This window comes from Halomonas sp. AOP13-D3-9, from assembly GCF_052379125.1.
GTDB lineage: Bacteria > Pseudomonadota > Gammaproteobacteria > Pseudomonadales > Halomonadaceae > Vreelandella.
The window spans coordinates 230566-244859 of record NZ_JBQSYH010000007.1 but is presented as its reverse complement, the minus strand read 5'-3'; the positions used below and the strand labels follow the sequence as shown (position 1 = coordinate 244859).

At 53.7% G+C, this 14294-nt stretch carries 11 protein-coding genes; 3 read left to right on the top strand and 8 right to left on the bottom strand.

Annotation, left to right across the window (positions count from 1 at the left end):
• Positions 1 to 175: 175 nt before the first annotated feature.
• Positions 176 to 1033, bottom strand: coding sequence for a hypothetical protein (locus ACT3UM_RS10145; protein ID WP_498898405.1), 858 nt, complete (start codon positions 1031 to 1033; stop codon positions 176 to 178).
• 35 nt (positions 1034 to 1068) lie between these two features.
• The gene (locus tag ACT3UM_RS10140; RefSeq protein ID WP_498898403.1) at positions 1069 to 1221 is read right to left on the bottom strand and encodes a hypothetical protein; all 153 of its coding nucleotides are present in this window, start codon (positions 1219 to 1221) and stop codon (positions 1069 to 1071) included.
• Between the two features lie 491 nt (positions 1222 to 1712).
• Between ACT3UM_RS10140 and dusA the strand changes: the two genes are divergently transcribed.
• Positions 1713 to 2750: a tRNA dihydrouridine(20/20a) synthase DusA gene (gene dusA, locus ACT3UM_RS10135; RefSeq protein WP_498898401.1), complete on the top strand. Its 1038-nt coding sequence runs from the start codon at positions 1713 to 1715 to the stop codon at positions 2748 to 2750.
• Positions 2751 to 2799: 49 nt separating this feature from the next.
• Here the strand turns inward: dusA and ACT3UM_RS10130 are convergent, their stop codons facing one another.
• A complete protein-coding gene (locus ACT3UM_RS10130) occupies positions 2800 to 4272 on the bottom strand; it encodes a catalase (RefSeq protein WP_498898399.1) in 1473 nt (490 codons plus the stop codon).
• 207 nt (positions 4273 to 4479) lie between these two features.
• Positions 4480 to 5511, bottom strand: a complete 1032-nt coding sequence (locus ACT3UM_RS10125; protein WP_498898397.1) for a succinylglutamate desuccinylase/aspartoacylase family protein — start codon at positions 5509 to 5511, stop codon at positions 4480 to 4482.
• 216 nt (positions 5512 to 5727) lie between these two features.
• Here ACT3UM_RS10125 and ACT3UM_RS10120 point away from each other — a divergent pair, with 216 nt between their 5' ends.
• Both ACT3UM_RS10120 and ACT3UM_RS10115 read left to right on the top strand, forming a co-directional pair.
• A complete protein-coding gene (locus tag ACT3UM_RS10120) occupies positions 5728 to 6339 on the top strand; it encodes a TetR family transcriptional regulator (protein WP_498898395.1) in 612 nt (203 codons plus the stop codon).
• Positions 6340 to 6416: 77 nt separating this feature from the next.
• Positions 6417 to 7349, top strand: coding sequence for an alpha/beta fold hydrolase (locus ACT3UM_RS10115; protein WP_498898393.1), 933 nt, complete (start codon positions 6417 to 6419; stop codon positions 7347 to 7349).
• Positions 7350 to 7404: 55 nt separating this feature from the next.
• Here the strand turns inward: ACT3UM_RS10115 and ACT3UM_RS10110 are convergent, their stop codons facing one another.
• The 4 genes from ACT3UM_RS10110 to ACT3UM_RS10095 form a co-directional block, all read right to left on the bottom strand.
• Positions 7405 to 8091 (bottom strand): hypothetical protein, encoded by a 687-nt coding sequence (locus tag ACT3UM_RS10110; protein WP_498898391.1) that lies wholly within the window; start codon positions 8089 to 8091, stop codon positions 7405 to 7407.
• 169 nt (positions 8092 to 8260) lie between these two features.
• Positions 8261 to 11449, bottom strand: a complete 3189-nt coding sequence (locus ACT3UM_RS10105) for an efflux RND transporter permease subunit (RefSeq protein WP_498898389.1) — start codon at positions 11447 to 11449, stop codon at positions 8261 to 8263.
• Positions 11449 to 12717: an efflux RND transporter periplasmic adaptor subunit gene (locus ACT3UM_RS10100; protein ID WP_498898387.1), complete on the bottom strand. Its 1269-nt coding sequence runs from the start codon at positions 12715 to 12717 to the stop codon at positions 11449 to 11451. The genes ACT3UM_RS10105 and ACT3UM_RS10100 overlap by 1 nt, the downstream gene beginning before the upstream one ends.
• Before the next feature lie 77 nt (positions 12718 to 12794).
• Positions 12795 to 14258, bottom strand: a complete 1464-nt coding sequence (locus tag ACT3UM_RS10095) for a TolC family outer membrane protein (RefSeq protein WP_498898385.1) — start codon at positions 14256 to 14258, stop codon at positions 12795 to 12797.
• Positions 14259 to 14294 lie beyond the last annotated feature (36 nt).

Sequence of the window (14294 nt, the reverse complement as noted above, 5' to 3'; positions counted from 1 at the left end):
GGACTCTTCACCACGCGTCAGCACGGCATTCGCAGCAAGACTTTTAAGGCGCTTTGTCAGTATGTGATCTTCTGCATCAGAATAATGATAGCCATGAGCTAACTTAAAGCGATAATTTTAGCTTTCAGCTAAAATTATCGCTTAGGCTCAGACTCTCGAGAGTCGCGCTACTTAATCAGGGGGGTGACGACGCACGTATCTTATCGCGCCTGACTTTGTGATTAATGATCGCATCCACATGCCTGATCAACCGACCTTGCCATACGCCCACGCCTCGCATGAAATACTCAGGCCAATGAGGCGACTCAGGTATGGTAGAAAGAAAAGGGTGAATAAGAGAGGGGTACTGAGCTAATACACTCCGCGTGTCTTTATGCCTTGATATGTCACGGTAAACATACTTGGCATAATCCAGGCTAGGCCGCCTAGCCGCGGGGTCTGAGAATATTTCAAGTGCTTGGTTCCACAGATCTTCACGCACGATTCGGCATAAGACTTCTGTACGCACTAGCTCACGTTCAACCGCTATCGGCCTCATACGCCGGTGTTTCAAATTAGCGATGCGCGTCCATAACAGCGCGGCTGGATTTAAAACATAAAAACGTAGAATTTCTTTACCGTCTTGGTGTAGATCCCACTCTACCAGCCTTGCCTTGGCGCGCATGCTATCAGCATCAAGCCCACCATAAACCTGGTTCATAACATCTACTACGAAATGCCCGTCAGCCAGTATTTCAGGGCGATAAAGCTCTATCAATGCCATGTTGGGTACATGGTCATCTGGCGTAGGGAAGCGTGGCACTCCTTTCCACTGCTCTGCTAATACCCTGACCCCTTCAACAGTCCCTGCAACAATGTCGAGGTCTGATGAAGTCAAAGCAGCCGCGTGTACTTTATCTAACTGCCCTTCCAAAAAATAAGCACCCCAAAAAGCAATCGCCTGGCCTCCAATGAGTACCAGGCGTTCTTGATATTCGGGGGGAAGCTCTGCAATAAGGTTCAGAATAGGCTGTATTGAAAGGCTATCTTCCATCCAAACTCATTACAAAGTCACAAATATAGATAGGTTTAGAGCGGCGCCGGAGCTGGCGCACCACGAATGATGCGGGCATGCTGACGTGCGTTCTTGAATTGAGAAGCGCGATCAATGGCTTCCTGAGAAACCTGCATTTCTGCATACTCCTGGAAACGGTTGCGCTCTTTCTCTTGTAGGCGTAGCACGAAACCATTCTTTTGATTTGCGCTAATATAAGAAACCATGATTTTCACCAGTAAAATCAAACGGTTAGTGGGGATATTGCTTGAGTCATTGCCAACCGCTAAGCTTTTGTAAAAAGCTTAGCGGTTGGCAATGACTCGGTCAACTAAGTCTGCTGACGTTCATTTATATTATGTGATATTCCCATACTACGCAAACCCAGGCATCCATGAACGGGAGGATTCCATTACCGCATCCTTCAGGTGAGGCGCTTACGTAACGCGTGCTAGGTGCTAGCTATTAGAGAATGTTTTCATATCCAAGTGGTCTGGTTGACCACAACGGGCAATGCGAATTTGCACCATATATGAGAAACTGCCGTCCTTTTTACGGCGCTTGCGAATCGTTGCCATACTTGCCTCTCAGATGTACCAAATCAAAAGCGGCTCACGTACCAAATATGTACCAACGAACCATGAAAAACGCCGCTCAACTACTGTAAATATGAACAGTTATGAATGATACCACAACCGCGAAAACCCGCATGAAGTCTGGCGTTACCCGCCCGGAGCTGGATAGAACTTTCTCCGTCGCGCCCATGATGGACTGGACCACAAGGGACTACAGAGCATTCGCACGCACGTTAACTAAGCGGGCGCTGCTGTATACAGAGATGGTCACCACCGGTGCGATTTTGCACGGGACGCCTCGTGAGCGCTTTTTGGGCTATAGCGAGGTGGAGCATCCGCTTGCGCTGCAGTTGGGCGGCAGCGATGCCGGTGAGCTGGCTGAGTGCGCGGCGATTGCTGAGGCGTGGGGCTATGACGAGGTGAACCTGAACGTGGGCTGCCCAAGTGACCGGGTGCAGAACAATATGATTGGCGCGTGCTTGATGGGCTACCCCGAAAAGGTGGCCGATGCAGTGCGGGCGATGCAGGCGGTAGTGTCTATCCCGGTCACGGTGAAGTGCCGTATTGGCATCGATGACCAGGATGAAGACGCTGACCTTGAGCGGTTTATCGCTATCGTCGCGGACGCTGGCTGCGAGGTGTTTACCGTTCACGCCCGTAAGGCATGGCTGCAGGGCTTGTCGCCCAAGCAGAACCGCGATGTGCCACCGCTCAATTATCCCCGCGTTCATCGTTTGAAGCAGAGCAGGCCCGAGCTGCATATCGGCATTAACGGCGGGATTAAAACGCTGGCCGAGTGCCGTGCACAGCTTACCCATGTGGATAGCGTGATGGTGGGCCGCGAGGCGTATCAAAACCCTTGGCTGCTGGCAGGCGTCGATGAGCAGCTATTTGGTGAAAAAGGCCCTGCGGCAAGCCGCATGGATGCTGCGATTGCTTTCCGACCTTATATTCAGCAGCGCTTGGATGAAGGCGCGAAGCTGAATCATATTACCCGCCACCTGCTGGGCCTGTTTCAGGGTTGCCCTGGCGGCCGGCGGTTCCGGCGTCATTTGTCGGAACACGCGCATAAAGAAGGCGCAGGGTTGCGCCTATTTGATGACGCGCTTAGCTTGGTGAACGACCCCGAGTGCGTGGCATAAAGAACCCGCTACGCAAGCGTAGCGGGTTCGTTTTCCTATTAGCGTAAGCTTACTGGCCGTTTTCCCGGCGGTTCGCCATAACGCCCTGCTCGACACGCTCGCCGATTGTCTGATCAACGTTTTTCCAGTACTCAAACACCCGTGAAAGCACCGGCTCTTCAACACCATCGGAAACGTGGCCCACAATGTTGTTGACCAGTCGGTCGCGGGCAGCATCATCCATTACCTTATTGACTAGGTCATTGGCTTGGTTGAAGTCGCCATCGCCCGAGCGAAGCGTGTAGGCGGCGCGAACCAACTCGCCGTCCGTTTCCCATACCGCATCTTCTGAGTACCTTTCCGGGTTGGCGTGTGCGCCCCCTTTGCTATTAGGTGCATACACCGGGTCGGTGGAGTGGTTAATACGCATCTGACCACCCTGGCTGTAGCTGTTAACCGGGGTCTTGGGTGCGTTAACGGGGATATGTTGGTAGTTCACCCCTAAACGCGCGCGGTGCGCATCCGCGTAGGATATTACCCGCGCCAACAGCATTTTATCCGGCGAGAAACCAGTGCCCGGTACGGCATTGCTGGGCTGAAACGCTGCCTGTTCGATTTGGCTGTGGAAATCGACGGGGTTGCGATCCAACGTCATCTTACCGACTTCTTGCAGCGGATAGTCGGCGTGCGGCCACACCTTGGTCAAATCGAAAGGGTTGATGTGGTAGGTCTTGGCATCTTCAAACGGCATGATCTGAACTTGCAGCGTCCAGGTGGGATAATCGCCGCGTTTGATGGCATCGAACAGGTCGCGGCGATGGTAGTCAGCATCCGCACCCGCCATCTCATCGGCCTGTTCCTGGGTCATGCACTTAATGCCCTGGTCAGTCTTGAAGTGGTACTTCACCCAAAAGCGCTCGCCTTCAGCGTTCACCCACATGTAAGTATGGCTTGAATAGCCGTTCATGTGGCGCCACGTGGCGGGGATACCACGATCGCCCATTAACCAGGTTACCTGGTGTGCAGATTGCGGAGAAAGCGTCCAGAAGTCCCACTGCATATCGTGATCACGTAAACCGTTATCCGCTCTCCGCTTTTGTGAGTGGATAAAGTGCTGGAATTTGAGCGGGTCGCGCACGAAGAACACAGGGGTATTGTTACCCACCATGTCGAAGTTGCCCTCTTCGGTGTAGAACTTCAGCGAGAAGCCGCGGGGATCGCGCCAAGTGTCCGGGCTACCCGACTCACCGGCCACCGTCGAGAAACGCGCCAACATCTCGGTTTTCTTACCCGGCTGGAGAAAATCCGCCTTGGTGTATTGGCTAACGTCATGAGTTACTTGGAAGTGACCAAAGGCGCCACTCCCTTTTGCGTGGGGCTGACGATCCGGAATCATTTCCCGATTAAAGGCAGCCATCTGCTCCATCAAGTAGTGATCATGCAGAACAATCGGCCCATCGGGACCTACTGAGAGTGAGTGTTCATCACTGCTAACCGGTATGCCCGCATCCGTTGTGGTGTGCTTGGGTTTATCGCTCGTCATCGCTTTTCCTCCATGTCACGGTAGACGTGGCGTTAAATCGCCACTCGTTCGAGTACGATGAAAGCTTAGCTGTTTGTTGTAGTCATTATCATTTTTGCAGCCGCTAACAAAGCCCACCACTAGGTATAGTCAAACCATGGCCAACTTGCCATTTATAGTAGCCATTCCTTAACTATCACAGCGATAGTTCTTAGCTATGAAAAGCGATTAATAAAACGAATCAGGGGGCGGCACCAAGCTTGAGTTAAAGCTCTCAACGGCGGTTTCAGCCTCATCAATTTCATCAAAGCGGGCGATATGGAATAACGCTTCGCCTTCGTTGGCCAGTGGTAAGCGGCTCATACCAATCACAATACCATCGGCAACGGCGCGCACTTCGCCCTCGTCATTGCCAAAAGGGTCAGCGACTTTGCCCAGCACTTCGCCTTTGGCAACACGGGCGCCTAGGCGCACCTTGGGGCGCAAAATGCCATCGATAGGCGCACGTGCCCAGCTTGACCCTTTGGCCAACTCCGCGGGTGCCGGCGTGCGGCGACGCTGCTCACCAGTCAGCATGCCTAAGCGGCGCATTACCCGCAGCACACCACGAACTCCAGGGGCAATCGCCCACTCGTCAAAACGCAGCGCCTCGCCAGCTTCGTAGGTGAGTACCGGGATCCCGCGAGTCTGGGCGTAATGGCGTAGGCTGCCTTCACGCAGTTCTGCATTCAGTACCACAGGGGCACCGAAAGCATCCGCCATGCGCTCTGTTTCGCTGCCGGTTTGCAACTGGGCACGAATTTGCGGCAGATTGGTGCGGTGAATAGCCCCGGTGTGCAGATCAATAATATGCGTGGCGTGATCAACAATTTTTTCGCGAAATAGCGCTGCGATGCGCCCGCCTAAAGAACCCGACTCACTGCCCGGAAAGCAACGATTAAGGTCGCGCCGGTCGGGCAGATAACGCGTTTGCTGTAAGAAGCCAAATACATTCACCACCGGTACAGCGATCAAGGTGCCGCGGATACTATTGATCGCTTTCGCGCGCAGCACCCGACGGACAATTTCCACCCCATTGATTTCATCGCCGTGAATGCCGCCACATACCAACAGCACCGGGCCATCCTTGCGACCGTGAACGACTTCGACAGGAATATGCAGGGGCGTATGGGTATATAAGCGCGCCACCGGCACATCAACTTGTAAGCGTTGACCGGGCATAATGGAATGTTCGCCCAACTGAAAAGGAGCTCGCGCCATGCTTTATATCCTGTATTTTTAATCCATTTTGCTCACGACATTAATACGCATGTGGGCTAGTTTAATTGCCTGTTTATACGCCTTTAGTGGCGAAATGACGAATTTGTTAATCCACGTTATGAAGTGGGTCATTTATCCATACAGTTTTGAATGTAAATATGCCTCAGCTTAGGTTAAAATGTGTCGATACTGTGTCGATAATGAGGTTGCATTTCCATGGCAAGAAAGACCAAAGCAGAAGCGGCTGCTACCCGAGAAGCACTGCTTGAAGCTGCTGAAGAGGTATTTTTTGCCAAAGGCGTGGCCCGCACCTCCCTAGAGCAAATTGCTCGCCATGCAGGTCTTACCCGCGGCGCAGTTTATTGGCACTTTAAAAACAAAGGCGACCTGTTCATGGCGCTGGTTGAACAAGTGCGTATGCCCTTCCAGTCATTGATGGATGAGGTCGACAAAGCTGACGCCGAGTTATCACCACTGGAGTCCATACGTCTGGCCTGCCATGCGGGCTTGGTGCGCCTTGAGCAGCCCTCTTACCAGCGAATCCTCTCCATCTTGCTGCATCGCTGCGAGTTCTTCAGCGATATTAACCCGCTCGACATGCAGGAGCAGATCGGCAACGAGTGCTTTGAAGAGATGCTGGATGTCTTTATGCTCGCAGAGCAGCAGCAATTGTTGCGCAAAGACCTTAGCCCCGAAGTCGCAACGCGTTTGATGCAGTCCATGCTGGGCGGTCTTTTTCACGATTGGCTCCGTAACCCCGAGGCTTTTTCGATTCGCGAACGCGGCGGCGAACTGATTGATGCCTCTATTCACATGATGCAGCGCTAAGCATCTAACCTTACCCTCGCTGCAATGCAGCAAGTATGCTAATACTGGCTCTACTGTCATAGCCATGTGAGCACACTATGGATGTTTTGGAGTTTATCCGCGTACGCGAATTGGAAGTGGCCGTACGTATCTGGAACCCCACCGCCACCCGTACGTTAATCGCCTGGCACGGCTTTGCCCGTCACGGCGGCGATTTTAGCGCGCTGGCACGGGAACTCGGCAGCGAATGGCGAATTCTCGCCCCGGATACCCCAGGCCGCGGGTTATCAAGCTGGTCGCTGTTCCCTGCCCACGACTACCTTTATAGCCATTACGTGACAGTAGCAATCGCACTGCTCGATCACTTTGAGCTCGATTACGTGGATTGGTTGGGCACTTCAATGGGTGGCCTGCTTGGCATGCTGATCGCCGCGGACCCGCAGCATAGCGCGCGTATTTCTCGGTTAATTCTTAACGACGTCGGCCCCGAGCTGAACACACAGGGCCTGATTGGTCTTTCCAGTTATTTCGGCGTTACCCACCGGTTTTCTACCTTTAGCGAACTCCAACAAGAGCTCAACCAGCACTACGCCAGTTTCGGTATCACCGTTGAATCTGCACGCCGAGAGCTCGCACTCAATAGTGCCCGTCGGTTGCCGGATGGCAGTTGGACGTATCACTTTGATCCGCGCATTGGCGAGCAGTTTGTTCACGATACGCCCCGCGACATGTGGGCCGACTGGGCGAACATTCGCTGCCCGGTGATGGTCATCCGCGGAGAAGAATCAACGCTATTAGACCCGGAAACTCTGCCGAAGATGGCCGAGGCACAGCCTAAGCTTGTAACACTTAGCGTACCTAACTGTGGTCACGCCCCCATGCTGGATAAACCTGCCCAGGTTGATCCTGTTCTCGACTTTTTAAACCGTCCCGCACCTCGCCCAGCACCAGCGGATAAAGCACAAAACGCCACTGGCTGGCAGCGTGCAGTACAGTGGCTGGCGCAGCAGTGGCGTCGGTGGTGGAAGTAAACCGGGATGCTTAAAATTTGTGCTTCCCGGTAACTACCTCCAGCAAAATAGCGTATCAGTGGGAAGTAGAGTAATGGGCTGAAACGCGGTTTTTCTGATTGAGCCGCAACCTGTTCAAACGAATCCGCGTTTCCAGATACGTCTGCTCAGAGACGCTGCGATAAGCCCCCTCTTCTGGCAAGTACTTCACCAGCACCCGGCGCTCGCCCTTTACAGGCAGGGCATCGTGTTTGCTAAGCAGCTTCACCGTACTATTGGGCTCATTATCAATCACTGCAAACGCCTGCTCCCCCGCGCCTTGGCGCTCAGTCACGACGACCGTTTGGCCCAGTAAACAGCGCCGGGTGAAGGGGCGGTAACGGTGTAGCGCGCGGTGCAACGCTTGGCAGAACATCGCCGCTACGGGCGAGGCAACTACCAGCGAGACCCATAGCACTAGCACCCCTACCGGGATACGTATCAAGCCGAGAGGCAACCAACGCAACACCAGCAGTTCGATCGCCAGTGTGATCACCGCGCCAATAGTTAAAATTATCGTTAATGCCAGCGTGGCGGGAACCCCTGCGAAGCCTAAAGAGACCAGCGTGCTGGCAAGATGATCCTCTTTTAGACTATCTCGCTCAAACAGCTCTAAGGGCGCCAAGCGGATAATGACTAATAGCCAGTAGAGCGCTAATAGCCCGAGAAAGAGGGTAAAAACAATGCTCGGAAATTGCGTAGCGGCGTGCAGTAGCGATTGCATGGCGTGTCCTCCCCCGGTACTTAGCCGGTGATGTATTGTTACTTACAGCTTAGTCCAGGTTAGCTTTGGAATGCCACTTCTACATTGACCTGGATCATCGCACTAAAAAAAGCGGGTGCCACCCGAAGGTAGCACCCGCTTATTATCACCCCTGGTTAATCGCTAAGGGCTAGTGCTTGTCATGCTCCAGTGCGGGCTTAGCAGACTCATGTTTGTTCCCTTTCATCTTACGACCTAGCCAATCAGACGCCGTCGCAATCATGGCATAGAAGCTGGGAATAAACAGACTACCCAAAGTAGCCACCGAGAACATACCCATCGCCACTGTGGTGCCGATATGGTGGCTACTCACATCGCTGGCACCGGTGGCTAAGGCCAACGGCAAAGTGCCGAAGATAAACGCCAAGGAAGTCATCACGATGGGACGGAAGCGCAGCTCTGCTGCGGTAATCGCCGCTTCACGAATGGATTTACCCTGCTCTTTACGCTGCAGCTCAGCAAATTCCACAATCAGGATCGCGTTCTTCGCCGCAAGCCCGACCACCACCAGCATGCCTATCTGTACATACACACTGGTATCCAGCCCGCGTAGAACTATCCCGCCAATCCCCCCCAGGAAAGCAAAGGGCGTTGCCGTCAGTACCGCCAGCGGTAACGACCAGCTTTCATACTGAGCCGCCAGAATCAGGAACACCATCAACAGCCCGAACACAATCGCCAAGGTTGCGGCACTACCCATGTTGGACTCCTGGTAGGCCGTACCAGTCCAGCCCATGCCCCAGTCAGAGCCTAGCGTCTCTTGTACGATCCCTTCCATCGCTTCAATTGCTTGGGCAGAGCTGTAGCCAGCCGCAGGTTCACCTTGGAACTGAGCGCCAGCATAAACCCCGAATCTAGACACTACCGCCGGGCCAGTTTGACGTTCAAGCTCGACAAACTCGGAAAGCGGAATACGTTCGCCGTCGCCTCCGCGCACATATACGCTACTGACGTCTTCCGGCGTTTTACGAAATTCTTCTTCGTTTTGCAGATACACCTGGAAATTACGGTTTTGATAGCTAAAGTAATTCACAAAACCATTACCAAACGTATTGCCTAAGGCAGAGTTAATATTTTCCAGTGCCACGCCGTAACTTAACGCTTTCTGCTGGTCGATATTGGCACGGTATGACGGCACATTAACGTTAAAGGTGGTAAACACTCGATTTAACGCAGGATGTTGGTTTGCCTTCTGCATGATTTGCAATGAGGCTTGATAGAGTTCACGAGTCGATGCACCATCAAATGATTGCAAATACCCCGTGAAACCACCGGTGGTCGAAAGCCCCATGATCGGTGGCAAATTAAAGGCCATCGCGGAGCCGCCATCAATGCTGGCACCCAGCCCCATAATGCGCCCAACGAGTTCGGTGGCCGTCAGTTCGCGTTCAGACCAAGGGCTCAGATTGATAAACATAACCCCCCGAGCAGTGTTCACAGCACTCGACAAAATGTCATAGCCCGCTACTGCTGAGGAGTATTCCACACCGGGAATATCTTCAATCGCCGCACTGAGTTTTGACATATAGCGCTGAGTGCGATCCAGAGACGCAGCGTCGGGAAGCGACACACTCACCAACACAACTCCCTGATCAGTTTCCGGTACCAGCGTCGAAGGCGTATTGGCGTAGAGCCAGTAGGAGCCCACCCCGGTGAGTACCGTAAGCGCCAACGCCAACACCCAAAAACGCACCAAGCCTTTTACTAGCCACATATAAGCGGCGGTGATACCCGCAAACAGGCGGTCAAACAGACGCAAAGGTGTGTTCAAGGCGCGTTTAAATTTGGTCTGCCCGGCCCCGGCAATTTTATGTTTAATAAAAATCGCCGACAGGGCCGGCGTAAAGGTCAACGCCATCAACGCTGAAATGGCCACCGAGATCGCTACGGTAATTGCAAACTGCTGGTAAATCTGCCCGGTAAAACCACCCAGGAAAGCCACTGGTACAAACACCGCGGCCATGATCAGTGAGGTCGCAATTACCGGGCCGCCAACTTCTTTCATCGCCCTAATAGTGGCGTCGCGAACGCTAATATCATCTTCTTCACTCAGCACGCGTTCGACGTTTTCTACCACCAAGATGGCATCATCGACCACTATCCCTATCGAGAGCACCAGGGCAAACAGCGTCAATAGGTTTATCGAAAAGCCTAATAGATAGAAACCCGCAAAGGTACCCACTACCGCCACCGGTACTACCGACATGGCAATCACAGTGAAACGCCAGTTCTGCAGGAAAATAAACAGAATGACGATAACAATCAGAAAGGCCTCGATGAAGGTGTGAATGACCGTTTCTACTGAGGCATCAATGAACAGCGTGGTGTCGTAAGGTGCGACATACTCAAGCCCGGGTGGGAAGCGACTAGCCAAATCTTCCATCGCATTTCGCACACCCTGAGCAGTTTCCAGCGCATTTGCCCCAGGCTGTTGATTAATAATAATCGGCGCCATGCTTGAGCCGTTTAAACGCGCATCGACCCCGTAAGAAGACGCCCCAAGTTCAATGCGTGCAACGTCTTCTAAGCGTAGCGAAGAGCCGTCATTATTGGTACGCAGGTAAATATTACGGAAGTCGTCGACATCATTGAGGCGACCTCCAGCGGTAATAGTGTAGGAGTAAGCGCGTGGATCACTTTGCGGCGTCGATGCCAAACTACCCGCTGGCACTTCCGTATTTTGCGCCCTAATCGCACTGGCCACTTCACTAGGCGTCAAATCGTACTGGGCTAACTTATCCGGATTCATCCAGATACGCATAGCAAACTCACCACCACCCAGTACCTCTGCATTGCCTACCCCGGGAACCTGACGCAGTTCGTCAAGCACGTTGAGAGTAGCGTAATTCTGCATAAAGATTTTGTCGTAGTCACCATTCGGCGAGGTCAACGCGATAAACATCAAGATAGAGTCGGAACGGAGCTCAACAGTGACGCCTTGGGACTGCACCGCTTCAGGTAGCTGAGAGAGCGCCCCCTGAACGCGATTATTCACGTTAATGGTATTAATATCGCCATCCGTGCCGATATTAAATGCCACGCTTAAACTCATAGTGCCGTTATCGGAACTGTTTGAGGTCATATAAAGCATGTCCTCAACGCCGTTAATCGCTTCTGCGATAGGTGCCGCTACCGTCTGTGCAACGGTTTCCGCATCTGCGCCGGGGAACTGAGCCTGTACCGACACCGTTGGCGGTACCACGTTGGGATACTGCTCAATAGGCAGAATGCGCATCGACATCACACCCACCAGCGTCACGATAATAGCCAGCACTGTGGCAAATATCGGGCGACTGATGAAGAAATTAGAGAAGTTCATTATTGCGCATCCTCTTCCCCTTCAGCGGGCTGACCAGCAGCCCCCTCATCCATCTGTTGCGCCGCTTCTGCCTGCTCTTGTGCTTCTTCTTGCTCGGCTTCTTCGACCACTGCCTCTGCATTGCCACTGAATGGCTGGGGGTCAATCGCCATACCCGGCTCCAAACCTGCCGGATCACCGACAATCACCCGATCACCTGGCTCAATGCCTTCACGAATCAACTGCCACGGGCCAGCGACTTCGCCCAATGAAACAGTTCTTTCGCGGGCTTTGTTATCTTCATCCAGGACAAACACCTGCGGGCCCATCAATCCTTGCGTCACCGCGATCTCAGGCACTGCCATGACATCAAAGCGCTTCAGACCCTCAATACGCACACGCACAAATTGGCCGGGCAGCACAGCCACGTTGGGATTTTCAAAGGTGGCGGACGCTTGTACGGTGCTGGTGCCGCTATCGACCCGCGAACCCAGGAAGTCTAAATGCCCTTCCAGTTCTGAATCGCTGCCGCCACTGACGCCAGGGATGCTCAACCGCGCACGAATATCCGAGGTATCGCCGCCGTCACTCAACTGGCGACGCAGCTCAAAGGCATCCCGCTGGGGCAGCTGGAAACGTACTTCAAGTGGATCCAGCGGGGTGATGGTCGCTAATTCCGTACCGGAGGTAACCAGATTGCCCACGTTAATTTGGCTCAATCCGATCATGCCCGATACGGGGGCAGTCACCTGGGAGTAGCCTAGATCCAGGTTAGCGCTGGAGAGTGCTGCTTCGGCCTGTGCTACGCTCGCCTGGGCGACCCGTTGGTCGGCCAACGCTTGGTCATACTGCTGACGGCTCACCGAGTTTTGGCTTAGCAGTTGCTCAAAACGTTGAGCGTCACGCTGGGCGCGGGAAAGCTCCGCACGGGCGCTCTGTAGATCCGCTTCACGCTGATTGACGGTTGCCTGGTAAAGATCTGGTTCGATGGTGTAAAGACGATCGCCCTGTTCCACTAACTGACCAGGTTCAAAGTGGCGCTCTTCCAGAAACCCATTGACACGGGCAACCAAAGTGACTTCATCATCACTGCGTAGCAGTGATGGATACGACTTATCCAGCGGTATATCTTGACGCGCCATTTCGGCCACTTCGACCTTATGGGGCGGAGCTTCTTGTTGGGCACCCTGTTGGGGTGCCTCGGCTTGTTCTTGACCACAGGCTGAAAGTGCCAACGCAGCTACCAGCGTCACCAGACTCGCTCGGCGTGAGTGAATCATCTTCTTCATACGTTGAATTCCCATATATCTTTTTTAAGGTGACCGATAGCACGCGCACACCTGGAGCACTCCCAACCGACAAGCAATTAAGTGCCGGGCTGGGGCGGCGCACCGATGTTGAGTGCGGGTTCATAGCGGTCATTGCCGCCACTTTCGGGCAAGGTAAAGTTCACCTCATCGCCGGTTAGCCACGCATTGACTTCCTCGATGGCGTCCACATCCAGCCGCCCGGCCTGCTGACGAAGCGAGAGCAGGTTCACCACATAGTCGTAGCGAGCCTCGGCGTAATTCGCGATGGCGTTATACAAATTCTGCTCAGCGTTCAAAACGTCCACGATGTTACGGGTGCCGACCTCGTAGCCAGCGCGGGTGGCTTCCAACGCACTTCGGTTAGAAACGATGGCCTGCTCCCGAGCCTCGACCGTTTCCACATCGTTACTGACTTGGGTATATAGCGAACGTACCTGCTGGATCGACGAGCGACGCTGAGATTCGAAATCATACTGGCTACTCTCCAGCTGATAGGTTCCCTGGCGAATGCTGGCACTGGTACTACCGCCGGTGTAAATCGGTAAATTAGCGCTTATACCTACCTGGCTAGAAGAATCATTGCCGGTGGTATTATCAATATCACTGTCGCCATACTGATAGTTGCCAAAGGCTTGCAGAGTCGGCAATCTTCCCGCGCGGGCAATGTCTACGCCACTACGGGAAACCTCAATGGCCGCCTGTTGGGCCAATACTTGCGGATTAAGCTCAAGGGCTTGCTCTACCCAGTAGTCGCGGCTGCTGGGCTCAGGGAGTGCAATCGGCATGCTGTCACCCAGCGCTTCGATGCTGGCATAGCGCTGCCCGGTCAACTGCTCTAGTGCCTCAAACGCCACCTGTAGATTGCTCTCAGCGGCAATCCGGTCAGCACGCGACTGGTCAAAGGTGGCGCGAGCCTCTTCGACTTCAGTAATCGCAATCAAACCAACCTCAAACTGCTCACCAGCTTGCTCAAGCTGACGGCCAATGGCACGTTCTTGAGCAAGACGCGCCTCTAGGACCTCGTAAGCCCTCAGAATGTCAAAATAGGCGCTGGCCACATCGATTAGCAGCTGTTGTTCAGTCGCTGCGAGCAGGTATACCTGCTGGTCTATCTGACGCTCGGCCTGGGTGACTTGTCGGCGCGTCACCTCATCATAAAGCGCCTGGGTGGCCTCAAGGGTGAGCGATGCGGTGTTGTAGCGATCATCACCGGCGCTGGCGCTCCCCGTCCCAGTACCCACTCCGGCGCGAGAGGATGTCTGGCTCTCATACTGCTCGTTGTTCGCCACGGTGCCTGAAGCGTTAATTTGGGGCAGCAACCCACCTCGAGCAACGTCTCTACCAGCTTCAACACCCAGATACTCCGAGCGTGCCGAGGCAAGCTCAGCGTTATTGTCCAACGCATCACGGGTAATCGTGATGAGATCGGCAGCTTGAGCTGGCAATACAAAAGAAGCGGTCAATACCGCCAACAGTAGGGGTCGTAAAGGGGCATTGACTGCCCAGTGTGCCAGTCGCATGGGATTGCCTCTAGGTATCAGTGTCAGATGGTAAAC